Source organism: Roseibium sp. LAB1 (genome assembly GCF_054658235.1).
The window spans coordinates 538,915-562,604 of record NZ_BAAGIB010000001.1; the positions used below are offsets into that span (position 1 = coordinate 538,915).

Annotated in this window: 27 protein-coding genes and 1 riboswitch; of the genes, 12 read left to right on the top strand and 15 right to left on the bottom strand. The window is 58.6% G+C overall.

The window, feature by feature from the left end; genetic code table 11:
• Window positions 1-4: 4 nt before the first annotated feature.
• The 3 genes from ACYQ54_RS02585 to ACYQ54_RS02595 are packed head-to-tail and all read right to left on the bottom strand — an operon-like array spanning window position 5 to window position 3,191.
• On the bottom strand, window positions 5-382 hold the full coding sequence (locus ACYQ54_RS02585; protein WP_460079016.1) for a Na+/H+ antiporter subunit C: 378 nt from the start codon (window positions 380-382) through the stop codon (window positions 5-7).
• Window positions 382-801, bottom strand: a complete 420-nt coding sequence (locus ACYQ54_RS02590; protein ID WP_460079018.1) for a Na(+)/H(+) antiporter subunit B — start codon at window positions 799-801, stop codon at window positions 382-384. Before ACYQ54_RS02590 ends, ACYQ54_RS02585 begins: the two co-directional genes overlap by 1 nt.
• Window positions 801-3,191 (bottom strand): putative monovalent cation/H+ antiporter subunit A, encoded by a 2,391-nt coding sequence (locus ACYQ54_RS02595; protein WP_460079021.1) that lies wholly within the window; start codon window positions 3,189-3,191, stop codon window positions 801-803. Before ACYQ54_RS02595 ends, ACYQ54_RS02590 begins: the two co-directional genes overlap by 1 nt.
• 404 nt (window positions 3,192-3,595) lie before the next feature.
• Here ACYQ54_RS02595 and ACYQ54_RS02600 point away from each other — a divergent pair, with 404 nt between their 5' ends.
• From ACYQ54_RS02600 to ACYQ54_RS02610, 3 genes are all read left to right on the top strand, one after another.
• Entirely contained in the window at window positions 3,596-4,573 is a 978-nt protein-coding gene (locus ACYQ54_RS02600) for a GGDEF domain-containing protein (protein ID WP_460079022.1), read from the top strand.
• 156 nt (window positions 4,574-4,729) lie between these two features.
• The gene (gene msrB / locus ACYQ54_RS02605; RefSeq protein ID WP_460079024.1) at window positions 4,730-5,179 is read left to right on the top strand and encodes a peptide-methionine (R)-S-oxide reductase MsrB; all 450 of its coding nucleotides are present in this window, start codon (window positions 4,730-4,732) and stop codon (window positions 5,177-5,179) included.
• Window positions 5,180-5,335: 156 nt separating this feature from the next.
• On the top strand, window positions 5,336-6,094 hold the full coding sequence (locus tag ACYQ54_RS02610) for a substrate-binding periplasmic protein (RefSeq protein ID WP_460079026.1): 759 nt from the start codon (window positions 5,336-5,338) through the stop codon (window positions 6,092-6,094).
• A gap of 43 nt (window positions 6,095-6,137) precedes the next feature.
• On the opposite strand, the gene ACYQ54_RS02615 is transcribed toward ACYQ54_RS02610, so the two are convergent.
• Window positions 6,138-6,572, bottom strand: a complete 435-nt coding sequence (locus ACYQ54_RS02615; RefSeq protein WP_460079028.1) for a winged helix-turn-helix transcriptional regulator — start codon at window positions 6,570-6,572, stop codon at window positions 6,138-6,140.
• A gap of 140 nt (window positions 6,573-6,712) precedes the next feature.
• Between ACYQ54_RS02615 and ACYQ54_RS02620 the strand changes: the two genes are divergently transcribed.
• Window positions 6,713-7,570: an SDR family oxidoreductase gene (locus ACYQ54_RS02620; RefSeq protein WP_460079030.1), complete on the top strand. Its 858-nt coding sequence runs from the start codon at window positions 6,713-6,715 to the stop codon at window positions 7,568-7,570.
• A gap of 152 nt (window positions 7,571-7,722) precedes the next feature.
• Window positions 7,723-8,958: an MFS transporter gene (locus ACYQ54_RS02625; protein ID WP_460079033.1), complete on the top strand. Its 1,236-nt coding sequence runs from the start codon at window positions 7,723-7,725 to the stop codon at window positions 8,956-8,958.
• A gap of 36 nt (window positions 8,959-8,994) precedes the next feature.
• Here the strand turns inward: ACYQ54_RS02625 and ACYQ54_RS02630 are convergent, their stop codons facing one another.
• From ACYQ54_RS02630 to ACYQ54_RS02655, 6 genes are all read right to left on the bottom strand, one after another.
• Complete coding sequence (locus tag ACYQ54_RS02630) at window positions 8,995-9,585, bottom strand: hypothetical protein (protein WP_460079035.1); 591 nt, start codon at window positions 9,583-9,585, stop codon at window positions 8,995-8,997.
• 224 nt (window positions 9,586-9,809) lie between these two features.
• A complete protein-coding gene (locus ACYQ54_RS02635) occupies window positions 9,810-10,871 on the bottom strand; it encodes a FecCD family ABC transporter permease (protein ID WP_460079038.1) in 1,062 nt (353 codons plus the stop codon).
• Window positions 10,872-10,923: 52 nt separating this feature from the next.
• Complete coding sequence (locus ACYQ54_RS02640; RefSeq protein ID WP_460079039.1) at window positions 10,924-11,859, bottom strand: ABC transporter substrate-binding protein; 936 nt, start codon at window positions 11,857-11,859, stop codon at window positions 10,924-10,926.
• Between the two features lie 16 nt (window positions 11,860-11,875).
• The gene (locus tag ACYQ54_RS02645; RefSeq protein WP_460079042.1) at window positions 11,876-12,649 is read right to left on the bottom strand and encodes an ABC transporter ATP-binding protein; all 774 of its coding nucleotides are present in this window, start codon (window positions 12,647-12,649) and stop codon (window positions 11,876-11,878) included.
• Window positions 12,646-13,050, bottom strand: a complete 405-nt coding sequence (locus tag ACYQ54_RS02650; protein WP_460079043.1) for a DUF1636 family protein — start codon at window positions 13,048-13,050, stop codon at window positions 12,646-12,648. The genes ACYQ54_RS02645 and ACYQ54_RS02650 overlap by 4 nt, the downstream gene beginning before the upstream one ends.
• On the bottom strand, window positions 13,040-13,318 hold the full coding sequence (locus ACYQ54_RS02655; RefSeq protein ID WP_460079045.1) for a hypothetical protein: 279 nt from the start codon (window positions 13,316-13,318) through the stop codon (window positions 13,040-13,042). Before ACYQ54_RS02655 ends, ACYQ54_RS02650 begins: the two co-directional genes overlap by 11 nt.
• Window positions 13,319-13,425: 107 nt before the next feature.
• A riboswitch (cobalamin riboswitch) is annotated at window positions 13,426-13,638 on the bottom strand.
• A 251-nt stretch (window positions 13,639-13,889) separates the two neighbouring features.
• On the opposite strand from ACYQ54_RS02655, the gene ACYQ54_RS02660 reads away from it, so the two are divergent.
• Together ACYQ54_RS02660 and ACYQ54_RS02665 are read left to right on the top strand one after the other, a co-directional pair.
• Window positions 13,890-15,974 carry a S9 family peptidase gene (locus ACYQ54_RS02660; RefSeq protein WP_460079047.1) on the top strand — a complete coding sequence of 695 codons (2,085 nt, stop codon included), beginning with the start codon at window positions 13,890-13,892 and terminating at the stop codon, window positions 15,972-15,974.
• Between the two features lie 203 nt (window positions 15,975-16,177).
• On the top strand, window positions 16,178-16,576 hold the full coding sequence (locus ACYQ54_RS02665; protein ID WP_460079049.1) for a hypothetical protein: 399 nt from the start codon (window positions 16,178-16,180) through the stop codon (window positions 16,574-16,576).
• Window positions 16,577-16,580: 4 nt separating this feature from the next.
• On the opposite strand, the gene ACYQ54_RS02670 is transcribed toward ACYQ54_RS02665, so the two are convergent.
• A complete protein-coding gene (locus ACYQ54_RS02670) occupies window positions 16,581-17,507 on the bottom strand; it encodes a LysR family transcriptional regulator (protein ID WP_460079051.1) in 927 nt (308 codons plus the stop codon).
• Between the two features lie 100 nt (window positions 17,508-17,607).
• Here ACYQ54_RS02670 and ACYQ54_RS02675 point away from each other — a divergent pair, with 100 nt between their 5' ends.
• Genes ACYQ54_RS02675 through ACYQ54_RS02685 form a run of 3 tightly spaced genes read left to right on the top strand, consistent with a single transcriptional unit; the run spans window position 17,608 to window position 18,533 of the window.
• Window positions 17,608-17,916, top strand: a complete 309-nt coding sequence (locus ACYQ54_RS02675) for a putative quinol monooxygenase (protein ID WP_460079054.1) — start codon at window positions 17,608-17,610, stop codon at window positions 17,914-17,916.
• A 6-nt stretch (window positions 17,917-17,922) separates the two neighbouring features.
• Complete coding sequence (locus ACYQ54_RS02680) at window positions 17,923-18,141, top strand: DUF2798 domain-containing protein (protein WP_460079055.1); 219 nt, start codon at window positions 17,923-17,925, stop codon at window positions 18,139-18,141.
• A 17-nt stretch (window positions 18,142-18,158) separates the two neighbouring features.
• On the top strand, window positions 18,159-18,533 hold the full coding sequence (locus tag ACYQ54_RS02685) for a RidA family protein (RefSeq protein WP_460079058.1): 375 nt from the start codon (window positions 18,159-18,161) through the stop codon (window positions 18,531-18,533).
• A gap of 93 nt (window positions 18,534-18,626) precedes the next feature.
• Here the strand turns inward: ACYQ54_RS02685 and ACYQ54_RS02690 are convergent, their stop codons facing one another.
• The 4 genes from ACYQ54_RS02690 to ACYQ54_RS02705 form a co-directional block, all read right to left on the bottom strand.
• Window positions 18,627-19,220, bottom strand: coding sequence for a GNAT family N-acetyltransferase (locus tag ACYQ54_RS02690; RefSeq protein ID WP_460079060.1), 594 nt, complete (start codon window positions 19,218-19,220; stop codon window positions 18,627-18,629).
• 27 nt (window positions 19,221-19,247) lie between these two features.
• Window positions 19,248-20,180, bottom strand: coding sequence for a c-type cytochrome (locus ACYQ54_RS02695; RefSeq protein ID WP_460079063.1), 933 nt, complete (start codon window positions 20,178-20,180; stop codon window positions 19,248-19,250).
• Window positions 20,181-20,323: 143 nt separating this feature from the next.
• Entirely contained in the window at window positions 20,324-20,785 is a 462-nt protein-coding gene (locus ACYQ54_RS02700) for a c-type cytochrome (protein WP_460079064.1), read from the bottom strand.
• Window positions 20,786-20,986: 201 nt separating this feature from the next.
• On the bottom strand, window positions 20,987-21,589 hold the full coding sequence (locus ACYQ54_RS02705) for a superoxide dismutase (RefSeq protein ID WP_460079066.1): 603 nt from the start codon (window positions 21,587-21,589) through the stop codon (window positions 20,987-20,989).
• Between the two features lie 345 nt (window positions 21,590-21,934).
• Between ACYQ54_RS02705 and ACYQ54_RS02710 the strand changes: the two genes are divergently transcribed.
• Window positions 21,935-22,270: a hypothetical protein gene (locus ACYQ54_RS02710; RefSeq protein WP_460079069.1), complete on the top strand. Its 336-nt coding sequence runs from the start codon at window positions 21,935-21,937 to the stop codon at window positions 22,268-22,270.
• Between the two features lie 239 nt (window positions 22,271-22,509).
• A complete protein-coding gene (locus ACYQ54_RS02715) occupies window positions 22,510-23,688 on the top strand; it encodes a YbfB/YjiJ family MFS transporter (protein ID WP_460079070.1) in 1,179 nt (392 codons plus the stop codon).
• Window positions 23,689-23,690 lie beyond the last annotated feature (2 nt).

Below are 23,690 nucleotides of genomic sequence, written 5' to 3' on the forward strand. Positions count from 1 at the left end.
TAGCTTAGTACCCTTGCGGCGGAGTTTGGTCGTGTTCAGGTTCGGCGATGCGCATCTCGTTGACTTCATCGGTTCCCAGCTCCTGGTAGGCCCGGAAGGCCAGTACCAGCAGGAAGGCAAAGAACGAGAAGGAAATCACGATCGCCGTCAGCACCAGCGCCTGCGGCAGCGGATTGGCCGTTGCGGTTTCCGGAGAATAGAGATGCTCCGGAATAAGTGGTGGAACTTCGCGGGTCAGACGCCCGTTGGTAAAGATGAGCATGTTCACGGCATTGCCCAGAATGGCGATGCCAAGAAGAATGCGAACCAGCTGCTTGGACAGCATCAGATAGATGGCCACGGTGAAGAACAGGCCGATCAGGATGACGACGCCACTTTCCATCAGTCGGCCTCTCTTTCTTCAAGCGCCAGTGCAATGGAGCCGATTGCGCCGACAACCACCAGATAAACGCCAATGTCGAAGAACAACGGCGTGGACAATGCGATTTCCACACCGAACATATGCAGCTCCAGCCACTGGCTGGTCATGAAGGCTTGCGCCTTGAAGATCGACGGCAGGCCGGCCAAGGCTGCCAGGAACAGCCCGAAACCGGAAACGCCCATTGGGTGGAAGACAATGGCGCGGCGCACGGAGGCGACACCGCAGGCGATACCGAAGATCGCAAGAGCCGACGCGGCGATCAGACCGCCGATGAACCCGCCGCCCGGCTCGTTATGACCGCGTAACAGCACAAAGATCGAAAACAGGACCATCAGTGCAGACAGATAGGGCGCAATGGTGCGGAAGATGATCGTACGCATCAGTGAGCCTCCCCTGTCCGGGCTGGAGTGGGTGGTTCGACCGTCTTCGGTTTCTCGATCGGTTTTTCAGGCTTGGTGCGGACCCGTATCAGTGCCAGCACGCACAGACCGGCCAGAACCACCACCGCGATTTCACCAAGCGTATCGAAGCCGCGGAAGTCGACGATGATCACGTTGACGATGTTGCGGCCATGGGCGATGGAGCGGCTGAACTGCGCGAAGAAGTCGGACAAGCGCGTGTCAAAAGGCTGCTGTGTTATGGCAAGAAGCGTCAGTGTCAGGCCGAGACCGACACCAATCGCCACAATGCCGGTGCCAATCGCGGCAAGGCCGTGCCGGTGATCACTTGGTGACAGGTTCAGTCTTGTCATGACCAGCGCCAGAATGACGACAGATAGTGTTTCCACCATGAACTGCGTGAACGACAGGTCTGGTGCGCCGAACATCATGAAAATCAGGGCAACCGCGAAGCCCTGGATGCCGAGCGAGACGATGGCGGTCAGACGTGTGTTGGCAACCAGCACCGCTATCAGACCGAAGAAGGCGATCAGCAGGATGCCCCATTCATAGAACCGGTAGTCCGGCATCTTCGGCATCGCCGGCAGGCTGCCCGTCAGGAAGCCGGGCAACAGCACCGCGGCCCCTGTGAAGATGAAGGTCAACATCATGTAGGTCTGCATCTTGCCCGATTGCAGCACGCGAGTAATCCGCCAGGACGATCCGACGATACCCGCCACGAACTGGTCGAACCCCTTGTCAGGGCCCCAGCCGATTGCTGTCAGGATCGTCCCGATCAGGCTGCGGAGCCGATCAATCTGGGTGTACAGCGTGATACCGAGACCGATTGTGACCAGTGAGAGCAGCAGCGGCGCATTGATCGACGTCGGCCACAGATGCAGTTCAACTTGCGTGGTTTCACCGACAAGCGACGACAGGGTGGGCCCGATGAACAGTTCACCGGTCGTATGGGCGATCAAGGCAAGCCCAAGCCCGGTCACCGAGAGGAAAACAGGTCCGGCGAACAGAAGGACGGGTCCCTCGTGCGCATGTTTTGGCGTTTCCACTTTCGGGCCGAGGAAGGGCTTGATGGCGACCGCAGCTGCAATCACCAGCATAAGTGCATTGCCGACAATCGCGGTGACGGTGATCGGCAGGCCGAGTTCCAGCCAGCCCCAGGTGCCGTAGTAAAGCACTTCCTTGGCTATGAAGCCGATGAAAGGCGGCAGGCCCGCCATGGAGAGCGCTGCCAGACAGGCGGCCACGAACGTGATCGGCATGGCTGACCGCAAACCGCCCAGCTTCGTGATGTCACGAGTGCCGGCTTCGTGGTCGATCGTACCGGCCACCATGAAAAGCGCGCCCTTGAAGAGCGAATGCGCGAGAAGATAGAGAACCGCGCCTTCCAGCGCCTTTTCCTGACTGGTCCCGGTCAACATGACCAGAAGCCCGAGCGATGCCACCGTCGTGTAGGCGAGCATCAGTTTCAGGTCGGTCTGGCGCACCGCCAGGATCGTGCCGACCAGCAGGGTCATTCCGCCGAACAGCGGCAGGACCGTCGTCCAGAGTTCTGTTCCACCAAGCAGCGGATGCATGCGCATCAACAGATAGACACCGGCCTTCACCATGGTCGCCGAGTGCAGGTAAGCGGAGACCGGCGTCGGCGCTTCCATGGCGTTGGGCAGCCAGAAATGGAACGGGAACTGTGCCGACTTGGTGAACGCACCACCCAGAACCAGGAGGAAGATCGGCAGATAAAGTGTGGTGTTCTTGATGATGTCCGGTGATGCCAGCAGCACCGACATCTCGATTTCGCCCGTCGCGGAAATGATCAGGATGAACCCGGCCAGCAGCGCAAGGCCGCCGCCGCCGGTGACGACCAGAGCCTGAAGCGCGGCGCGGCGTGATGCAGCACGCAGGTGATCGAAACCGATCAGCAGGAAGGACGTGATCGACGTCAGCTCCCAGAAGATGAACAGCGAAATCAGGTTGTTGCCGAGAACGAGGCCTAGCATGGACCCCATGAACATCAACAGGAAAGAGAAGAACCGGCCCTGTTGTGGGTGACCTTTGAGGTAACCGCCGGCATAGAGGATGATGAACGTTCCAATACCGGAAATCAGCAAGGCGAACAGGGTCGACAAGCCGTCCACATAGACGGAGAAGTTCACGCCGTAGCTTGGCGCCCAGGCCTTTGCCGCGACGAAGCTTTCCCCTTTCGACACCGGTTCCACGAACCCTGTGAAATGCAGGAAGATCAGGGCTGGCACGATTGCCAGCAACCAGGCCGCGTTGTGCTTGAACCAGCGCGTCAGAAAAGGCGCAACCACAGCCGCAGCAAAGGGCGCAAGGACGGCATAAAGAGTGGTGTCGTCGATCATTGCTGGCGTCATGCTGATCTTTCGTCACGGTTTTTAAAGAAACGACGGAAACGGGCCTACTCGAATCAGCCCCGATCCGCCGGATAATAACGGTCCCGATGGGTTATGACATGTCTTAGGCAGTTGAAATTGCGTGTTCAAGCTTATGTCTGTCGATTTTCAGTTATTTCACCCGCGTCACATTCGCGCTTTTGTCAGGGGCATGAGTGACAGGACCGGATCTGACAGATTTATTCTATGCTGAAAACATATCACCGATGAAAGCTGCGGTATCGGCGCCAGAAATACGACAGCCAACATTGTACAGCGTGCCCCCATCCAAGAAAGGCAGCTTGCCACTTGATTTCAAAGCTTGAATACCGTTCAGTTTCAAACTGAGGACGCGTTGCCACGGAATTCGAGCGAGGCAAGGAAAGATGGTGTTGGATAGCAACAGGGATACGCCTTCGGGGACGGATCTTCTCCGCCCGTCCAGCATCGACTTCGAAACGCTGGTCAAACTGAGCAACGAGGCCCTCGTGCTGATCGGTTTCGACGGCACACCCGCTTTCATCTCGCCCGCTGCCGAGCGGCTGTTCGGGTGGAGCGCGGAGAAACTAGCCGATCACCTGAGCGATCTGGTCTATCTGGCCAGTCCCTGCACGGACGCGGATCTTCTGCACCGGATTCTGTCCGGCAGCAGCGATGCGAATGCCCCCCTGCCCCATGCAGATCTTCAGCTACGCTCTGCCTTCGGTCCCATGGTCTGGGCTGAGGTGACCACGCACCTGATGAAGGATGCCTCCGGCACGCCCTATGCTTTCGCCATTTATTTCCACAGCATTTCCAAACGCAAGGAGCTGGAATATCAGCTGGATGCGGCAACGCAGACAGATCCGCTTACCGGGCTGTTCAACCGCCGCGCCTTCGAGGACAGCCTGAAACGCGAATGGGCGATCGCGCTGCGCGAAAAGACCCATACCAGCCTGATCAAGGTTTCGCTCGACCGTTTCGAGGCGCTTGCGGAACACTATGGCCCCAGCGCCGCCGAGGACTGCCTCACCAAGGTCGCTGAAACTCTGAAGGAAACAGCGCGCCGACCAGCGGACATCGCAGCGCGAACCGCGACTGCGGAATTTTCGCTCCTGCTGCCCAGAACCCACGAAATGGGTGCCGAGACCATCAGCGCCTATCTTCAGGTGGCAATCCAGGACCTGGGCATTCCCAATCCGGACAACACTGCTGGAAACGGCATCGTGACGGCATCCGTCGGTGCTGCCTGTGCCGTTGTCGAACAGACCGGGGTGTCGGAAAGTTCCGAATTCATCCTCGCCGCTGCCGAAAACTGCGTTTTCCAGGCGCGCCAGGAAGGCGGCAACCGGGTCAAGACCGTCCTGAACCACCTGTCCCGTTAGTGTCCGGACCTGCACCTGCGACACACAGCATCATTTTTCCAGCAATGCACAGGCTCCTAATGCCGTCGAAGGTTGACGAAACCGTTATCGTCTCCAGCTTGAAGCCGTCTGCACACGCGCTTATTTCTCTGAAAAACGTCAAACAAGGAATGCCGAATGAGCGACGAAGCCACCCGCAACGACAAAGCTTCTCCCCCCATCAGGAAGACCACTGCAGAATGGATGGAACAGCTTACGCCGGAGCAGTTCTATGTCACCCGTCAGTCCGGTACCGAGCGCCCCTTCACCGGCCCCTACTGGGACAACAAGCTCATCGGCCGTTACGACTGCGTGTGCTGCGGAACGCCGTTGTTCATGTCGGACACCAAGTTTGATTCCGGATGCGGCTGGCCCAGCTTCTTCGAAGCCGTCGAGCCGGACGCTATACGCGAGCTTGAAGACCAGTCCCACGGCATGATCCGGACCGAAATCCGCTGCAGCAGCTGCGATGCGCATCTGGGCCATGTCTTCCCGGACGGGCCGCCGCCGACGGGTCTGCGCTATTGCCTCAACGGTCATGCCATGAACTTCGTTCACGGCGGCAGGCCGCCTGCCAAGACGGAATAATCCCATTATCGGTGCCCTGCCGGACAAGATCATCCGGCAGGGTGGTTTAATGCATGCATTAAAAGCTTATTTGAAGAACAGTTTGCAGTTTTAGAATTCAGTTACACACCCCTGATAATAATAACAGCATTAACTTCTAGAACATCGGGGTGGGTCTTGTCTGTACTACAGGGTTTTGCTTTCGCGACAGTACGCGCACTGGTACTGGGGCTGGGCTTCGGATTTCTGGCTCAGGCTGTCCTGCCGTCGGCAGCAGACGCAGAGGAACTGACCGCCTTCACCGGCTACCTGCCCCCGCTGTCCATCAACGAACAGGAAAAGGGAATTTCGGTCGAGCTGATGGAGCTTGTTGCCGAAAAAGCCGGGATCGATATCAAGGTCCGCTTTGCCCCCTGGAGGCGCGCGCAGCTGCTTGCGGAAAACACGCCCGGTTCGCTTCTCTTCACTGCTGCCTATTCCAGGAAACGCAGCGAGAAATTCCAGTATATCGCCCCCCTCCTGTACACGGAAAGTGCCTTCGTAACCCTGGATCAGCCGCTGGACTCCTTTGAGAAGGCGATTGAAAGCGGCAAGGTGATCGGCGTCCATCTCGGCAGCCAGCGCAGCCATATTCTGCACCGTTTCGGGGTTCGCAATGTCGAGGAAATTCCAACAGCCGAGCAGATGAGCGTCATGCTCAAAACCGGCAGGATCGACGCCTGGTACACCATGTCGGTTCGTGCGAGCTACATGTTCCGCCAGCAGGGTTACGACCCGGCAAGTCTCGTCATCGGCGCACCTGTCACCCATGGCGTCCAGTGGCTTGCAGCCAACAAGGATCTTGATCCGCAGATCAGGGGCCGGTTGTCTGCGGCCGTCTCCAAAGTCTGGCGCGATCCGAGATACTGGCAGATCATCGACCGATACACCCGCTGACACCTGACGTCCGGTTGCTCATGCCGGATGTGCATTCACGCTTCTATTCTGCCGCCTCGGCTCCGGATACGCCGGGCTTGGCAGACAGTATTCTCGCGATATTGACCTCGATCCAGTCGGCAAATTCGCGCACTTTTAATGCTGCTTCCCGACCGATTGGTGTCAGGCTGTAATCGACATGCGGCGGCACCACTGGATGGGAATACCGGTTGACGAAGCCGTCTGCTTCCAGGGTCTGAAGTGTCTGCGCCAGCATCTTTTCGCTGACACCGCCCACGGTGCGGCGGATTTCCGAAAACCGCCGGTCTTTTTCCAGGAGCGCGATCAGCACCAGCACGCCCCAGCGGCTGGTCAGATGCCTCAGGATCTCTCGGGACGGACAGTTCTGGTTGAGCAATTCCCCCTTCTGTATCAGCTCGGACAAGGGTGCTCCGCTGTTGAGCAAGCATCTGGGTTCGGTTTCGTCCATGTCGGTCATCGCGATGTCCATCTTTTTGACGCGAGATTGAAAAAATCTCAAAACTAACCTTTTTGTACGTACTAACAAAAAGTTAGTTATCCGTCTACATGGGCAGCATCCGCTGGATTTCAAACGATCAACCTTCAAGGAGAAATAAGATGATCGCAGTCACGGGTGCCAATGGCCAGTTGGGCCGTCTCGTCCTCAAACATCTTGCAGGCCTCACCGCTCAGCCGGTTCGCGCGCTCGTCCGTTCACCGGAAAAAGCCGGCGATCTCGCTTCGGACCGGATTTCGGTGGTGAAGGGGGACTACGACGACAGCGCCACCTTGCCGGCTGCATTGGAAGGTGTTGACCGGCTTCTGCTTATATCCGGTTCGGAAGTCGGCAAACGCGTGACGCAGCACAAGGCAGTCATCGACGCGGCAAAAGCAGCAGGTGTCCGCTTCATCGTCTACACCAGCCTGCTCAACGTGCCGCAGTCCAGCCTCCAGCTTGGTGCAGAACATGCCGAAACAGAACGGCTCCTGCGCGAAAGCGGCATTGCCCACGCCGTGCTGCGCAACGGCTGGTACGTCGAGAATTTCGGCGGCACCATTGCAGCAGCCCTCGCACACGGCGCCGTTGTCGGCGCAAGTGGTGACGGAAAGTTTTCCGCTGCCGGTCGCGAAGACTACGCGGAAGCAGCAGCCCGGACCATTGCCGGCAGCGACCTGAGCACACGAGCGCTTGAGCTTGGAGGTTCGCCTGCCTTCAGCCTTGCCGATGTGGCAGCTGAACTCTCCAGCCAATCCGGCCGGGAGATACCGTTCAACAACCTCACGGAAGCCGATTATGCCGGCATTCTCGTCCAGGCAGGCCTGCCGGAAGGATTCGCCAACGTTCTGGCAGACGCTGACAGAGGCGCTTCGGAAGGCGACCTCTTCACGGCCTCCACGGCTCTTGAGGACCTGATCGGTCATCCCTCCCGGCCCCTGAGCGATTTCATCGCCGAAACCCTGGAAGCAACCGCATAAACTTCCAGCAAGAGATTGCTCGAGCACGAAGGCGGCATGCCCGCCTTCGTGCACTCATTTGAATTTGTGGTCGGTAGCTTCAAGGATATTTGTTGGTTCCACACAGGCTAACCTGTTACGCAGGAAGTTCTGCACTTTCCCGGTACCCGATCATGTCCCTTGCCACCGCATCCGATCCATACGTCCAGGACGGGCCCTACGCCTGGTTCCGGCTGGCAATATCGATCCTGCTCAGCACCCTTGGTGGCGCGGGCATGTGGGCAGTCGTCATCGTTCTGCCCGCCGTCCAGACGGATTTCGGTATCGACCGTGCCGACGCCTCCCTGCCCTATACCGCCACCATGTTCGGTTTTGCCGCCGGCAACTATCTGCTGGGCCGTGTGGTCGATCGCTACGGGATCGTCATACCCGTCATCGGCTCCGCCCTGTCGCTTGGCGCCGGTTTCGTACTGGCAGCCTATGCGCCGGACGTCTGGTCGTTCTCTTTGGCGCAGGGGCTGCTGATCGGCCTGGGCACCTCGGCCACATTCGGCCCGTTGATTGCGGATATCTCGCACTGGTTCCTGAAACGGCGCGGTTTTGCCGTAGCCTGCGCCGCCTGTGGCAACTATCTCGCCGGCGTGCTGTGGCCTTCCCTGATCCAGTGGAGCCTTGCAACGTCCGACTGGCGCCAGACCTATATCCTGATCGGCGTCATCTGCCTGGTGGCCATGGTGCCGCTGGCGCTGCTGCTGCGCAGACCGCCCCCTGACACCTCGTTGAGCACCGGCAATACCACGGCCCGTTTCGGCCGTCAGGACACCGGACTGCCTCCCGCAGTCCTGCAGGCGCTTCTGGTCGTCGCCGGTCTTGCCTGCTGCGTCGCCATGTCAATGCCACAGGTCCACATCGTCGCCTATTGCGTCGATCTGGGTTATGGCGTCGCGCCCGGCGCAGACATGATCGCCCTGATGACCGGGGCGGGTGTCGTCAGCCGTCTGACGTCCGGCTACATCGCCGACAAGATCGGCGGGGTCATGACCCTGCTGATCGGATCCGTGCTGCAATGCGCCGCGCTGTTCCTGTTCATTCCGTTCAACGGTCTGGCGTCGCTTTACCTGGTGTCGCTCATCTTCGGCCTGTCGCAAGGCGGCATCGTGCCCAGCTATGCCGTGATCGTGCGCGAATACCTTCCTGCCCGCGAAGCGGGACAGCGCGTCGGCCTGGTGATCATGTCGACCATTCTCGGCATGGCGCTTGGTGGCTGGCTGTCCGGCTGGATCTACGACCTTACCGGCTCCTATCAGGCTGCGTTCCTGAACGGCATTGCGTGGAACTTTCTCAACATGGCGGTGATGATCTTCATCTTCATGCGCGGAAAAATGAAGCCGTCAGGTGCTGCAGCCTGAGGCCGCGCCCTCCGGTGAACGTTTCCGGGAAGCTTGTTACTTCAAGACGCTGAAATTGCTCGTGATGAGCCAGACCTGCGACAGCAGGACCACGCTGACCAGGCCCATGTGATAAGCTGCCTTCTGGATCTTTGTCGCAGCCAGCAGCAGCACGACTATCGTGAGCTGGCGCACCAGATACGCGGTTCCCAGATCGTTGAAATAGTCGATGCCCTTCAGGCGCGAATCCACGATGTCGAGCATGAACATCAGTGCAAGCAAACCGTAGATCCAGGTCTTCCTCGCCTGAAAATAGTCCTTGTAGTTGGCGTATTCGCCCATCTTGTCCGGATAAAGCACTGCGGCGATAAAAAAGTAGAGCGCGGCAAATGCGATCACGAACAGGTAGCTTTCGAACGTCCAGACCTGAATGCGGCCGAGTGCAAATTCGAACCACCAGAAATGGACAACGGACAACAGCATGAACAGCGACCAGCCCAGGTGCACGCTGTAGATCTCTTCCTTTCCGGGATGCTGCACATACCGTGCAAGGCCATTGAGCAGACGCGCGACGCCAAGACCGATCACCATGCCGATTATGATCCGGATATGGGTGAATTCTGCAAGATTGCTTGGAAGTTTTTCCATGGATGTGCCGCGTCTGTTTTCGTTTCGCCAACACTATACCAACACGATCGGATTTAAGACCCGCAGGATGCAACCTCTCCGGAGTCCGGCCAGCCGTGCGCGGATATCGCACCAATCCACCCCAGGCCGGCCTGACCGGTTGGAACGACGGGCGTGCAATCGAAAGCGATTGAACGCCCTGAAGGGTTTGCGTTGCTCTTTTGATGAGGCATCGGGGGCGCTTTCTAGTGCGCCTGCCCTGTCCGGGAGCGCAGCAGGAGCACGAAGAAAATGCCGCCGATCAGGCCCGTGACAATTCCAATGGGCATATCCTCGGGGGACAGCAGCGTGCGGGCGATAATATCCGCCCAGATCAGAAAGATTGCGCCGAGCATCATGGACGCCGGCAGAACCCGGCTGTAATTGCCGCCGACAAGAAAGCGGGCGATATGCGGCACCATTAGCCCGACAAAACCGATGATGCCCGAAAAGGCCACCATCACACCGGTGATAAGCGCCCCCAGCACAAACACTGTCAGGCGGAACCGGGCAACCGGAATGCCGAGCGTCGATGCGGTTTCGTCGCCGATGGTCATTGCATTGAGGTCGGCGGCACGCACCAGAAAATACGGCGTTACCAGCAACAAAATGCCAAGCGGGAACGGCAGTTGGGACCACTGGGCAAGGCCGAGCCCCCCGAGCATCCAGAAGACAACCGTATGCGTTGCCCGCGGATCACCCAGGAAAATCAGGATATTGGCGATCGCCATGATGATGAAGGAAACGGCGACACCCGCAAGCACCAGCCGGTCGGCACTGGTGGCAGACGCGAACCTGGTCACACCTAGCACCAGGAAGGTTGCTGCAAGCGCGCCGGCGAAAGCCATCAGTGGAACGGTCATGAGGCCAAGAAAAAGGCCTGTGTGCAAAAGCGCAAGAATGGCCCCCGCCGCCGCTCCGGAAGAAATACCAAGCAGATGAGGATCCGCCAGCGGATTGCGCGTGACGGACTGCAAGGCAGCGCCGACCACCGCCAGACCGGCGCCGACAAAACCAGCCAGCAGGGCGCGGGGAAAGCGGATTTCCCAGACGATGGCGTCCCGGCCCTTGGACCAGTCGGTCTCGAAAAGGCCAGGCACCGTGCCGTTGGCGAGGATCTTGAAAACAGTGCTGCCGGGTATTGCGACGGCCCCCGCGCCGATGGCTGCCACGATGGACAACCCGAGAACCAGCACCCCTGCCGACAGCAGAACGCCATTGCTCCGGAACCAGCGGGGTTCGGAGCATTTAGTCTTCAGCACAGTCATGATGGATCATCACTCCTGCCCGCCGCGCCTGCGAGAGGCGTCATCAGCAAGGTCACTCTCCCCAGAAGGCTTCGGCGAGTTTTCCGACGGCCTTGAGGTTTCGCGGACCCGGGGTTGCCTCGACATAGTCCAGCACGACAAAGCGGTCGTTCCTGACCGCCGAGATACCAGCAAGGGCAGGATTGCTCTCCATGAAGTGCCGTTTCTGTTCCGCTGTCACTTCGCCGTAGTTGACGATCACGACCATGTCCGGATCTTTCTCCACCACGGTTTCCCAATCGACGGTCGCCCAGCTCTTTTCGAAATCATCCATTACGTTGACGCCACCGGCAGCCTCGATAAGCGCTGTCGGCATGGCATACCGCCCGGCGGTGAATGGTTTGTCCTCGCCGCTGTCGTATACGAAGACCTTCAAGGGGTCTTCATCGGCGGGCACCGTGGCCGCGATCCGATCCAGCTCCAGCTTGTAAGAGGCTACCAGGTCGTAGGCGGTGTCTTCCACGCCGAAGATCTTTCCCAGGTTGATCAGGTCGTTATAGAGATCCTGAAGCGAGGCCTTCGGCTTGTCGCCGACATGGATGCAGGATTCGGTCAGCTCATAGACCTTGATGCCGAAGGGCTCCAGCGTTTCGGGCGTCACTTCGCCACCAACCTTCATGCCGTAGTTCCAGCCCGCGAAAAAGAAATCCGCATCTGCCCCGATCAGCACTTCCTTGCTCGGATATTTTGAAGCGAGTTCCGGAAGCTCGGCCACGCCTTCGCGCATTTCCGCGTCCAGGGTCTTCCAGCCGGAAATCCCGGTATACCCGACCATCCGGTCACGCAGGCCGAGCACCAGCATCATCTCGGTCAGATTGACATCATTCGAAACGGCGGCTTTTGGCGGTGCATCGAAGGTGACCGAACGGTTGCAGCTCTGCACGGTGGTCTGCGCAAATGCAGGGCAGGCCAGAAAGGTGAGCGCGAGGCCCAAGGCAATTTTTTTCATTAATTTCTCCAGGAATTCAAAGATGGAAGGTCAGGTAGCGCTCTTGGCTGGAAGACAGGTGTTCCAGCCGGACCTGTACCGAATAGGCCTGCTCGATGTTGCCGGGGGTCAGCACCCTCTCCGGCGCTCCGTGGGCAACCAGCCGCCCCTCATGCAGCAACAAGACCTCGTCGCAGACACGGTTAGCCAGATTGAGGTCGTGCAGGCTAGTGACAATGGTGATGTTCAGATCGGCGATCAGCTCCACGATCTCGAGCTGATGACGGATATCAAGATGATTGGTCGGCTCATCCAGAACGAGAAGCTTCGGTTCCTGCGCTAGGGCGCGAGCCACCATCACGCGCTGCCTTTCACCGCCGGACAAGGTGCCGAAAGCCCTTTGCGCATAGGGCAACAGATCCATTTGCCTGAGACAATTGTCGACGATCTCGGCATCCCGTTTGCCTGCGCTGGCAAATCCGGTCGCGTGGGGGCGCCGGCCAAGGGCGACGATCTCGCGAACCGAAAGGGCAAAGTCTGTCGGCTGTTCCTGCAGCACGGCGGCAATCGTTTGCGCTGCTTCTCTGGCACTCATGTGCCAGAGGTTTCGGCCATCCAGCAGGATGTCACCCGACTTCGGTTTCAAGAAGCGGTAAAGAAGCCGCAAAAGAGTGGATTTGCCGGCACCATTTGCACCGGCAATTCCCAGAACCTTACCTGCAGCCAGGTCGAAGCTGACCGGGTGCAGGATGGTCTTCCCCTGCCCCGTCTGCCAGCTGACCTCGCGGACGAAGAGATCAACCCCAGTCATGAGTAAGCCGTTCCATCAGCTTTTGAGACAATCATCGCTGCCGGAACCCGGCCTTGCGAAGCGTTCCAACGCTTGCCGTGGTGTTCACCGGTCGTCTCATATCCGTTCTCGATCTGGCGATAACGATTGGCGTAGTCGACCAGTTCTTCGATGTCGGTATCGTCTTCTATGTCACCAAACAGATAGATCGCCTTGTCGGTTGCCTTGAACGCCAGCGTGCAAGGTCGCGAACAGGTCTCCATGTTGGCTGTTCCGGATATCTCGAAATCGTCTCCAACAACAGGGACGGCCTGTGCCATTGCACTCTTCAATTTGCAGATAAGTCCATAGCCGGGGTGGCAACTCTGTCCTTTGTGACGGCATGTCGTGCAGACAAAAATCTTGTGCGGGTCATTGCTCATGGCGCACCTCCACTCCTTCTGCCTGACAGCGGGCAGCCGGTTGGAGACGGGCAAACGTCTGACCGGCAAGACTGCGCGCGGCGCTGCCGAGTGGGGAGGAAATGGTACATTCATTTTGTAATGTTATTACATTACCTTGAATCTTGTTTGCAACTGGTTTTTGCCTTCCGTCCGGCGCCATCGCACGCACTGCGCGCGCCGCCAGCGGGTCGGCTTCTGTCAGGAGGTTTGCAAGTCTTGAGATTTCAACAGACAGTTTCCGGTTCATATCGCCCTCCGCGATTTCGCGGGGCAGTCAGGAACCGAATGTGCAACTTTGCCGGCAGATGCCGAATAGCCATGTCACTCACTCCTCCGGGGCACCCCGCCCGGGTTTAGGTTTAAGGTGAAATGGCAGGTCTCCTGACTTGCGGGTCGTGGCTTGCCTGATCCTTCCCGGGGTCTCCCCAGTGGCGCTTTCAGGTTTGCTCGCCGCTCACAGTTGCGGGGGCAGTCACGGATTTGGTGCCTTTCGGCGTGGTCGCACCGTGTTCCCTTTTAATCCCGGTCCGGAGTTCGGAGTCGGGAACCATCTCTTTCTAAGTGCGCGAACGTCCGGAAATTGTCAAAGACTTTCGCCGCTGGCGTTGGTGATGGAGGGGAAAACAAGCCAGAACGGCAGCCTGAAACGCTTTCTCAAGCGCAAAAATCAGGGGCGTGAAGGAAGCGTGTCTTGCAAGCCAGCACGTACACAATCAACCGCCGGACACTTCAGAAGGCTGTCAAAAGATAAAGTTGTCCGCCCCCCTGACAGGATTGTCCCTCTTGCCTTCGGGGCTCAAAAATCTTACCTCCGAGCCATGAAACAGGATGCCCTCCCCCCCCGCGCCGATGCGCGCCCCGTCACCCTTGAGACTCACGGCATTACCCGCCAGGACGACTACGCCTGGTTGAGGGCGGACAATTGGCAGGAGGTCATGAAAGACCCGTCCGTGCTTGACGCCGATATCCGCGCCTACCTGGAAGCGGAAAATGCCTACCACGATGCCCGGATGGCTCCGACAAAGGCACTGCAGGAACAGCTCTTTGCCGAGATGCGCGGCCGCATCAAGGAAGACGACAGCTCAGTTCCGGCTCCCGACGGCCCCTTCGCCTACGGCCTCAAGTATGAAACCGGTGGCCAGCAGCCGGTCTTCTTCCGCACCCCGCGTGACGGCGGTGCGGAAACTGTTCTTCTCCACGGCGACAAGGAAGCCGAGGGCACGTCCTATTTCCGGATCGGCGGTGTGAGCCAGTCGACGGATCACAAGCTCATTGCATGGGCCTATGACAACAAGGGGTCGGAATATTATTCGCTGAGACTGCGCGACGCCGAAACGGCGAAGGACTTTGACTACGCCATCGAAGACACGGGCGGTGGCGGTGTCTTCTCCGAAGACAGCCGGTATGTGTTCTACATTCGCCTGGACGCCAATCATCGGCCTTCAAAGCTGTTCCGCCACGAGATAGGCACCGATCCTGCCGCCGACGTGCTCGTGTACGAGGAAAAGGATGCCGGCTTCTTCATGGGGGTCGGCAAGACCCAGTCGGGCGACACGATTGTCATCGATATTCACGACCATGAAACGTCCGAAGTCTGGATGATCCCGGCAACCGATCCGACCGCGGCACCGGTGCTGGTCGCCGAGCGCGAAACCGGCATCGAATATTCGATCGACGATCATGGCGATACGCTTTTCATTCTGACAAACGCAGGCGGTGCCGAGGATTTCAAGATCGTCACCGCGCCGAAGAGCAATCCCGGCCGCGAAAACTGGTCTGACCTCGTGCCTCACAAGCCAGGCTGCCTGATCCTGTCCCACTGCGTCTACAAGACGTTCATGACACGGCTGGAGCGCGAAGACGGTCTGCCGCGCATCGTGATCCGCCGGCTTGCCGACAACATCGAACACACCATTGCCTTTGACGAGGAGGCCTATTCGCTTGGCCTTGGCGGCGGTTACGAATTCGACACCGACACGATCCGCTTCACCTATTCCTCTATGACCACGCCTTCGCAAACCTTCGACTACAATGTCGAGACTCGCGAACGGGTTCTGCGCAAGGAACAGGAAGTGCCTTCCGGGCACGATGCAGGCGATTACGTCACCCGCCGTCTGATGGCACCTGCCGCCGATGGCGAAACTGTGCCTGTGTCCGTGCTGTACCGCAAGGACACCAGGCTCGACGGCTCCGCACCGCTGCTGCTTTACGGCTATGGCTCCTATGGCATCACCGTACCGGCAAGCTTCAACACCAATTGCCTGTCGCTGGTCGACAGGGGCTTCGTCTACGCCATCGCCCATATTCGCGGTGGCAAGGACAAGGGCTTCCATTGGTACAAGGATGGCCGGCGCGAGAACAAGAAGAACACCTTCACCGACTTCATTGCCGCGGCAGACCACCTGGTTGCGGAAAACTTCACCTCGCATGAGCGCATCGTCGCCCAGGGCGGGTCGGCCGGCGGAATGCTGATGGGCGCGATCGCGAACCTGGCGCCGGAAAAGTTCGGCGGGATCATTGCCGAGGTTCCCTTCGTCGACGTTCTGTCGACCATGCTTGACGATACCCTGCCGCTCACCCCGCCGGAGTGGCCCGAATGGGGCAATCCCATCACGGACAAGGGTGCCTACGAATACATCGCCTCCTATTCGCCCTACGACAACGTCGAGGCAAAGGCCTATCCTGCCATCCTGGCGGTTGGCGGGTTGACCGACCCGCGGGTGACCTATTGGGAACCGGCAAAATGGGTCGCCAAGTTGCGGGCGACAGGGACCGGCGACAATCTTCTGATGCTGAAAACCAACATGGAAGCCGGCCACGGCGGCGCTTCGGGCCGCTTCGACCGGCTGAAGGAAGTTGCCGAGAGCCAGGCATTTGCTCTCCTGGTGACCGACAAGGCCTGACAAGGCTCAGACCGGAACAATATTCGGGGGCGCGGCACAGTCCGCGCGCCCGAAAGCCCCAAGGCTGTTCACGTGTGGGCACCGCATGCACCCGAGCGAACGTGACTTGATTTTGACCAAGTCTTCGGCTCATGTGAGAGCTGTTGCAAATCAATCAATTGAACGGTCTTCGACCGTGCCGATCCTGTTCACTGGAGCCTGTGATGACCAGCTACCGCCCTCTTCCGCACCGCATCGCCCACGGGCTGAAAAAGGGGTTGCGCCTGGTTCCGATGATGGCCGCAGTTCTCAGCCTTGCTGCGTGCCAGTCGTATGACACCTCGGGCGGCAATGTGGTCGAAACGCTGCTGTTCTCCCCGACCTTCACCAAGAACCGGCAGGACATCCCCAGCACCTACAACACGCCATATGACTGCCGCAGCTTTACCGGCAGCGGCTGGAAAGGCATTGCCGGCGGCAAGGTCTTCAACTTCGGCCAGAAGTACATCATCTCCCAGGCCGGTTGCTTCAAGTCGGAAGGCGAATGCAAGGCGTGGCTCTCCATCATGTCCGGCTATATCGACCAGCCGCGCTACATCCGCTGCAATCCCTATACCGCGTAAGGCATCAGGCGGATCTGGTTGGATCACGCTGAAGGACGGTCCCCTGAAACACGGGAAGCGCAGCCATGAACGGCTCCATGTAATCCAGCAGGCAACGTGCCCGGGCGTTGAGCAGTCTGCCGGTCGGCCACACCGCGAAGATGTCCCGCTGCTGCCCCTGCCAATTGGCGAGCACCGGTCTCAGACGGCCAGAGATCAGGTCGTCGGAAATCTCGCTCGCGGGCAACAGGGCGAGCCCGTGACCGTCACCGGCAAGCTGGCGGGCAAGACTGATGTCGTCCACAACGATACGGGCATCGACCGGCACGGTCTCGCGCTTGCCCGTCTCTTTGTTCGTAAGTTGCCATTGCGGTAACGTGGACACCCGAACCACCTTGTGCTGGCCGATCTGCTCCGGTGTCTCCGGGGCGCCAGCCTGCTCAAGGTAGGCTGGCGCTGCCACAAGCACAGTTGCCACCACCCCGAGGCGTTTCTGATAAAGCCGCTCGTCGGTCTGCGGCCCCGCCCTCATGGCGATATCGACCTTGTGTTCGAGCAGGTCCTTGTTCTCGTTGCTGAGCGTCAGCGTCAGCCGGATCTCCGGATAGGCCTCAAGAAACCCGGACCACATGGGCTGCAGAATGCCGATGGAAATATTGGTGGGCGCCGCAACCTTCAAGGTTCCCTGAAGACCGTGAAGGTCGGCACTCAACCCCTCCAGTGTCACCTCCGCGTTTTGAACGAGATCGGCAAACGCCTCGAAATAGGCTTCGCCCGCGACCGTCAGGGCAAATTTGCGCGCAGAACGGAAGACCAACTGGGTTCCGATTGTCTCTTCCAGCTTCGCCAGGCGCCGGGTCACCGTCGCCGCCGGCAACTCCAGGTGCGCAGCCGCTTTGGCAAGGCTACGATAACGCGCGATATGGACAAACAGGGCTATGTCGTCAAGCATGATTCCGTTTTCGCAATTTAAACTCTCATTATTTGATATAGATTGAGATAATGGAAATCAATAAATCTGTCTTCGTCCTACACACACAACGGAGACACCCATGGGCAATTATTTCATCAGCGCCGGCATCGAACTGCAGCAGGGCGCAGACCTGGCCAGGGCCGAAATGGAACTGCGTCGCCTGGTGGCCGAAACACAGCACGAACCGGGCTGCAACTTTTTCGAAATCCGACAGAACCTGCAGGACCCCGGCAAGTTCACCCTTTGGGAAAGCTGGACAAACAAGGACGCCCTGGCAGCCCACTTCGAAATGCCCCACACCAAGGCCTATCTCGCCCAGAACCTGACACAGGTCAGCTACATCGAGGAACTTGGCGAGATCGGCACCAGCGTTTCAGCTGAAAGGTAGGTGGCCATGAAGAACAGATTGATCGCGACATTCCTGATGTCACTGGGCCTGTCGCTTCTGATGTCGTGCTGGGTCACATTCCTCAATCTCGGCTGGAGCGACAGGTTTTTCTGGCAATGGATGAATGCCTTCCGTCTTGCCTGGCCTGCGGCCGCCGTCATCGCCTTTTTTCTTGGCCCGCCGGTTCAAAAGGCAACGCTGTTCCTGGCAGACCGCCTGCCTTAATCAGAACTGGAACCAGAATGTCCCTGACCAGACAGAATTTCGAAGAACTGGGCCTGCCTGCAGGGCCCTACACCCACGCCGTTCGCCATGGGCAAACCGTCTATACGTCCGGCTTCACGGCTTTTGGTACGCAAGCACAATCAGCGGCAGCCAGTCCGCAGACAAGGGCCGTATTCGATCAGTTGAATACCATCGCGGCGCACTACGAACGATCGCTGAAAGACCTGGTGAAAGTAACTCTTTTCATCACCAATATCACCGACTTGACGGAGATTCGGAACACCCTGACCGAGATATACGGCGACGCAGTTCCGGCCAGTTCGCTGATCTGTGTTTCCGGCCTCTTTCACCCGGATCTGAAGGTCGAAGTTGAGGCGGTCATTGCAGTCTGATTGACGAAAAACTTGCTACCGCCTCAATAACTACGTATTATCCCTTAGTTGAATAGTACTACTCCAACTCTACAACCTGCTGGAGAGACGCGTTCAAAAATTCGAATAACTGTGCACGGGCATACCGACCCAAAAATAAAAAATGAAACTTGGCCACCTGCTCGCAGGTGGTTTTGTTTGTAGGCACTCAATCCCATTACGCCCCCAGTTTTTTGTAAAGAAAACCGTCTCTGAAATGGGGGTATCGTAATAGGCGTCAACTTCCTCAAAACCCGCTGATTTGTAGAGCTTGATGGCTCCCGTCATGGTTGGCAGCGTGTCCAGCAACATTTCCCGGTATCCGGCGGCTGCCGCCGCTCCGACCACAGCATCCACCAAGGCGCCACCTACACCCCGGCCACGCCCCTCCGGCAACACGTAGAGCCGCTTCATTTCACAAGCGCCATCCTGCCCGAACGCCCTCAGACCGACGCAACCGAGAACAGGCCCCTCCCCGTCCCTGGCCAGAAACAACGCCCCGGATGGCGGAGCATATTTGCCTGGTAGATTGGCAAGCTCCTGTTCAAACCCCTGGTAGGACAGGTCAATCCCCAGCCAGTCGACATAGGCGCGGAACAGGCGCCGAATCGGGGCGAGGTCTTCTTCGGTCTCAACGGGCACAATCGAAATTTGCTGTGGCTGGATCATGGAATGTCTGGGGTTCGCAAAGTGTTGTCAGTTGGCCATTCGTGCAACGGGTGGGATGGCCTTCAGATATACGGCGATCGCTTCTCGATCGCTGGCTGGAAGCTTGGCCATGTTTTCCTGGACGTGCACCATCTCACCACCGACTGAATCGTATTCCGGCGTGAAACCGCTTTCCAGATAATAGGCAATGTCGGCGGCGCTCCAGCTGCCGAAGCCGCCCTCCACCGGAGTGATGTTGGGAATGCGTCCTTCCCCAGTAGGAGCAGGCGCTCCGCCCAGCCAGTTTTTCAGCTCCAGCCCACCCGCCAGGTTCCGTGCCGTATGGCACTCACCACAGTGGCCAGGCCCTTCCACCAGATACCGTCCCCGGTCCCACTTGGCCGCCTCGATATCGGCTCCGCCCGCAGGGGCGGCAATGACCGGCGCCGGATCAAGGAAAAGGCGTTTCCACAATCCCAGACCCCGGCGGATATTGAAGGGGAAACCGAGTTCATGCGGCGGCGCTTTGCCGTCGACGGACGGGAGCGTTTTCATGAAGGCAAAAAGATTGCCGACGTCTTCGGCCGACATGCGGGCGTAGGACGTGTAAGGAAAGGCCGGATAGTAGTTCTGCCCATCCGGCGATGTGCCATGCGTCATGGCATTGGCAAAATCCGCGAGCGACCAGGCTCCGATTCCGTCTGCCGGGCTGGGTGAGATATTGGGGGATACAAACACTCCGAACGGCGTCTCAAGCCTCAGGCCGCCGCCAAGTTTCAGCTTGTCGTCACCTTCTGCTCCCTTGGCGGCATGACAGGAGGTGCAACCGCCTGCCCAGAAAACAAGCTCTCCCTGCGCTGCATCTCCTTGTGCAAAGGCAGTGAGCTGGGCGTCGCTCAGCTTCGTCGGTGCCGACAGGAACCAACCCGCACCCGCCGCGACAACAGCAAGCACGACGAGCACAAATACAGCCTTTTTCATGGGGCCTCCCTGGATTTCGCGGGCACCGAAACGCCAAATCAGCGGCTCTTCAACCCGAACGGGGTGAAAAGTCGCTGATCTATCTCACAGCCAGAGACCTGGCTCTTGCAACCGAAGCGCAAAACGCCCCGCAATGCAGTCGGTCAGTTTTTCTTACGGTAAGTTTCGTGACACGATTTGCAAGAACCGAACACCGGTCCCATAGCCGCCTTGAAGGCCTCGACATCAGCAGGACCGTCCTTGCCTGATGCTTCCGTGGCTTTTGCGGTCGCATCCGCAAATTTGGCCAGCTCTGCCGAGAACCCGTCCGGATCTTCCCAAATGGCCGCAGCAGCTCCGGTCTCACCCTGATCAGAGCCTGCAGGGAAATAATCTCCAAACGTCAGGGAAGCAGCCCGCACGGTTGCGATGGCGGCTTTTCCGGCAGCGGGCGAATAGGCAATCTCGCCTTTCATCAGGCCGCCTCCGAGACCTGCAGCGGCCCCTACCGACGACATGATGGCCTGCCGTGTTGCGATCGGATCGTCAGACGCCTGAGCCATGGTTCCGGCAAGGCCAATCCCGGCAGCCAGACCCATTACAACAGCGGATTTGATCATTCGCATCAGTTTCTCCCTCTCGTGGAACGTGCTTTTCGGCCATGATTCACCTGAGCGAGTACAGCCCATGTAACGCCCGGTCATAAAGTCACGGTCGCGTGATCTGGGCTCAGATCGGTAAACACAGCGTCAACGCTGACGAAACAGCCAAAGAAAAACCCCGGCCTTTTTCAGGCCGGGGTTTCGCAAAACGGGATGTTTCCCGGATTACTTGGTTGCCGCTTCGTACATCTCCAGGACGTAGTCCCAGTTGATCATGTTGTCGATGAAAGCTTCCAGGTATTTCGGACGCGCGTTGCGATAGTCGATGTAATAGGAGTGTTCCCACACATCGCAGCCGAGAATCGGCGCTGCGCCGTGCACCAGCGGGTTTTCACCGTTCGGCGTCTTCATGATTTCCAGCTTGCCGTCCTTGACTGCGAGCCAGGCCCAACCGGAGCCGAACTGGCCAACACCGGCAGCAATGAAATCGGCGCGGAACTTGTCGAACCCACCCAGGTCGCTGTCGATTGCGGACGCGAGTGCACCCGGAAGGGAGCTGCCGCCGCCGTCTTTCTTCATCCACTTCCAGAAATGGATATGGTTGTAGTGCTGGCCGGCATTGTTGAACAGCGGAGCGTTCTTGCCGTAGCTTCCCTTCACGATTTCTTCCAGGGACTTGCCTTCCAGGCCACTGCCGGCGAGCAGCTCGTTGCCTTTGGTGACATAGGCCTGGTGGTGCTTGTCGTGGTGAAACTCGAGGGTTTCAGCAGACATGTAAGGGGCCAGCGCGTCATATGCATACGGCAGGTCAGGCAATTCGAAAGACATGACAAACTCCTTAAAAGGTCGGTGACCAGCGGCGACATTCCTGCATCTTGACTGGATGCCCGAACGGCCGCGTCGAGCGGCAAAATAGGATTGCTGGGCCGTGACGGCAAGCGCCGAACTCCAAAATAAAGAAATTTTTTCTTTTTATTTTAGGACGTACGATCTGCCATTGACACTTCCCACGAGGGGAACGCTTCCACACGGCTGTGGTTGCGCCACTCACAGGAACGTGACCTGTAATTTTCGAAAGCAAAATAGTGTGATATCCAGCACGAACATTTGAAAAAGTATGAATTATATCAACACTCATGATCAATACAGATCATATTTCTTTTGGAGATAGTTATGAATTTTAAAAATACTTATACAATCGCACTACTCGTCTCGGGCGGCATTCTTCTTGCCACCACCATTTCTTCTCAGGCCGGCCCCAGCAACGGAAGTTCTCTTGGAGAGTGCTACAACAACTGGATTTCGTGGTGTAACGACAAGACCAGCGGCTACCCGAACAGCTGCTACGGTGAAAGCATGGATCATTGTGATGGTATTCATAAGTCCAGCATGACCCAGTTGCCCGGTTTCAAGGTCCAGTCGATGCGAACCAATGCCCTGCGCAAGGCAAAACGTACCAATACCCGTCTTGTCGCCCCCGTTGTTCAACCGGTCCGCACCAGCAACTGATCACCTTCTTCCTGAAGCAAAAAGCCCTGCAATGGACGCATTGCGGGGCTTTCGCATTCCACTGCCGAGCCTTGCTCGGACTGGTCGCCCAATCGGGTCTCCCCAGCATCGCTTGCCACCAACCAGCTCCGCGCCTCCCCTACCGCAACTCGTACCTGGAAATGACAAAGCGGAGCGATCGTGCAAGATAGCCACGGCTGCCTGTCAGTCATCATCTATCGCCTCACGACCGGATTCCCATGTCAACCACCCCGCGCGCTCCCGCTGCCCTGGCCTTTGGCGGTTTTCTCGCCCTTGCCGCCGCGATGGGCATTGGCCGGTTCGTCTACACACCGATCCTGCCTTTCATGACCGACGGGCTGCAATTACCCCCGGACGATGCTGGTTTGATCGCGTCTGCTAATTTTCTCGGGTATCTGGTCGGTGCCCTTGCCGGTGCCTCGAAATCCCTGCCCGGCAATCCCCGGATGTGGTTTCTCGGCGGGCTGCTTGCCAGCGCCGTCACCAGCGCCGCCATGGCGCTGACAACCTCTTTGTCGCTGTTTCTGTTGATCCGGTTTGCAAGCGGAGTTGCAAGCGCCTTTGCGCTGGTCTTTTCCACCAGCCTGATCCTGGAACGGCTGACGGCAGCAGGACGAGGCGGATTGAGCGCGCTCCACTTTGCCGGCGTCGGCTGCGGGATCGCCTTCTCCGCTCTTCTAGTCGCCTGCCTTGCTCATCTGGGTGCGGACTGGCGCATGCTCTGGCTGGCCAGCGGTGCGGCAACCCTCTGCTTCCTGCTGGTGGCCGGTTTCCTCGTGACCGCAGAGCCTGCCTCCCTCCCCGGCTCAACACCTGCGAAAAGCCCCGCAGGCGAAGCCCCGACCTCTCCCTTTGGCTCCGCCAGCCGTGTCCGACTGATACTTGCCTATGGACTGTTCGGTTTCGGCTATGTCATCACCGCGACCTTCGTCAGTACGATCGCGCGCGCCGATCCGGCGCTTCAATCAACCGAAGCTTATGTCTGGTTGACCGTCGGCCTTTGTGCTGCGCCTTCGATCTACGTCTGGGACAGGATCGCGGGCCGGCTGGGCACTCGAAAGGGATTTGCACTTGCCTGCGTGCTGGAATCGGCAGGCGTGGCCCTGACAGCTCTGAGCTCTGCGCCGACCCTTTTCCTGCTGGGCGCTGCGCTTCTGGGGGCAACCTTCATGGGCATCACGGCCCTTGGCCTGATGGAAGCACGACGTGAAGTCAGTGGGGATGGGCCGGCAGCAATTCGGCAGATGCTTGCAGTTCTGACAGCAAGTTTTGGTGTCGGGCAGATGGCCGGCCCCTGGATCGCGGGCCAGATGCACCATATGACCGGCTCTTTCACCGCCTCGTCTCTGGCGGCAGCCGCGGCTCTTGTGGTTGCCGCGGCGCTCGTTGTCCGATGACG

Excerpts from the sequence above, each read along its gene's own strand:
- msrB (WP_460079024.1), top strand. The coding sequence starts at position 4,730 with ATGAGCGACGAAGCCACCCGCAACGACAAAGCTTCTCCCCCCATCAGG.
- ACYQ54_RS02710 (WP_460079069.1), top strand. The coding sequence starts at position 21,935 with ATGAATTTTAAAAATACTTATACAATCGCACTACTCGTCTCGGGCGGC.
- ACYQ54_RS02655 (WP_460079045.1), bottom strand. The coding sequence starts at position 13,318 with ATGAACCGGAAACTGTCTGTTGAAATCTCAAGACTTGCAAACCTCCTG.
- ACYQ54_RS02635 (WP_460079038.1), bottom strand. The coding sequence starts at position 10,871 with ATGACTGTGCTGAAGACTAAATGCTCCGAACCCCGCTGGTTCCGGAGC.
- ACYQ54_RS02705 (WP_460079066.1), bottom strand. The coding sequence starts at position 21,589 with ATGTCTTTCGAATTGCCTGACCTGCCGTATGCATATGACGCGCTGGCC.
- ACYQ54_RS02640 (WP_460079039.1), bottom strand. The coding sequence starts at position 11,859 with ATGAAAAAAATTGCCTTGGGCCTCGCGCTCACCTTTCTGGCCTGCCCT.
- ACYQ54_RS02665 (WP_460079049.1), top strand. The coding sequence starts at position 16,178 with ATGACCAGCTACCGCCCTCTTCCGCACCGCATCGCCCACGGGCTGAAA.
- ACYQ54_RS02590 (WP_460079018.1), bottom strand. The coding sequence starts at position 801 with ATGCGTACGATCATCTTCCGCACCATTGCGCCCTATCTGTCTGCACTG.
- ACYQ54_RS02595 (WP_460079021.1), bottom strand. The coding sequence starts at position 3,191 with ATGACGCCAGCAATGATCGACGACACCACTCTTTATGCCGTCCTTGCG.
- ACYQ54_RS02600 (WP_460079022.1), top strand. The coding sequence starts at position 3,596 with ATGGTGTTGGATAGCAACAGGGATACGCCTTCGGGGACGGATCTTCTC.
- ACYQ54_RS02615 (WP_460079028.1), bottom strand. The coding sequence starts at position 6,572 with ATGACCGACATGGACGAAACCGAACCCAGATGCTTGCTCAACAGCGGA.
- ACYQ54_RS02660 (WP_460079047.1), top strand. The coding sequence starts at position 13,890 with ATGAAACAGGATGCCCTCCCCCCCCGCGCCGATGCGCGCCCCGTCACC.
- ACYQ54_RS02680 (WP_460079055.1), top strand. The coding sequence starts at position 17,923 with ATGAAGAACAGATTGATCGCGACATTCCTGATGTCACTGGGCCTGTCG.
- ACYQ54_RS02695 (WP_460079063.1), bottom strand. The coding sequence starts at position 20,180 with ATGAAAAAGGCTGTATTTGTGCTCGTCGTGCTTGCTGTTGTCGCGGCG.
- ACYQ54_RS02585 (WP_460079016.1), bottom strand. The coding sequence starts at position 382 with ATGGAAAGTGGCGTCGTCATCCTGATCGGCCTGTTCTTCACCGTGGCC.
- ACYQ54_RS02690 (WP_460079060.1), bottom strand. The coding sequence starts at position 19,220 with ATGATCCAGCCACAGCAAATTTCGATTGTGCCCGTTGAGACCGAAGAA.
- ACYQ54_RS02700 (WP_460079064.1), bottom strand. The coding sequence starts at position 20,785 with ATGCGAATGATCAAATCCGCTGTTGTAATGGGTCTGGCTGCCGGGATT.
- ACYQ54_RS02675 (WP_460079054.1), top strand. The coding sequence starts at position 17,608 with ATGGGCAATTATTTCATCAGCGCCGGCATCGAACTGCAGCAGGGCGCA.
- ACYQ54_RS02670 (WP_460079051.1), bottom strand. The coding sequence starts at position 17,507 with ATGCTTGACGACATAGCCCTGTTTGTCCATATCGCGCGTTATCGTAGC.
- ACYQ54_RS02630 (WP_460079035.1), bottom strand. The coding sequence starts at position 9,585 with ATGGAAAAACTTCCAAGCAATCTTGCAGAATTCACCCATATCCGGATC.
- ACYQ54_RS02625 (WP_460079033.1), top strand. The coding sequence starts at position 7,723 with ATGTCCCTTGCCACCGCATCCGATCCATACGTCCAGGACGGGCCCTAC.
- ACYQ54_RS02620 (WP_460079030.1), top strand. The coding sequence starts at position 6,713 with ATGATCGCAGTCACGGGTGCCAATGGCCAGTTGGGCCGTCTCGTCCTC.
- ACYQ54_RS02685 (WP_460079058.1), top strand. The coding sequence starts at position 18,159 with ATGTCCCTGACCAGACAGAATTTCGAAGAACTGGGCCTGCCTGCAGGG.
- ACYQ54_RS02650 (WP_460079043.1), bottom strand. The coding sequence starts at position 13,050 with ATGAGCAATGACCCGCACAAGATTTTTGTCTGCACGACATGCCGTCAC.
- ACYQ54_RS02645 (WP_460079042.1), bottom strand. The coding sequence starts at position 12,649 with ATGACTGGGGTTGATCTCTTCGTCCGCGAGGTCAGCTGGCAGACGGGG.
- ACYQ54_RS02715 (WP_460079070.1), top strand. The coding sequence starts at position 22,510 with ATGTCAACCACCCCGCGCGCTCCCGCTGCCCTGGCCTTTGGCGGTTTT.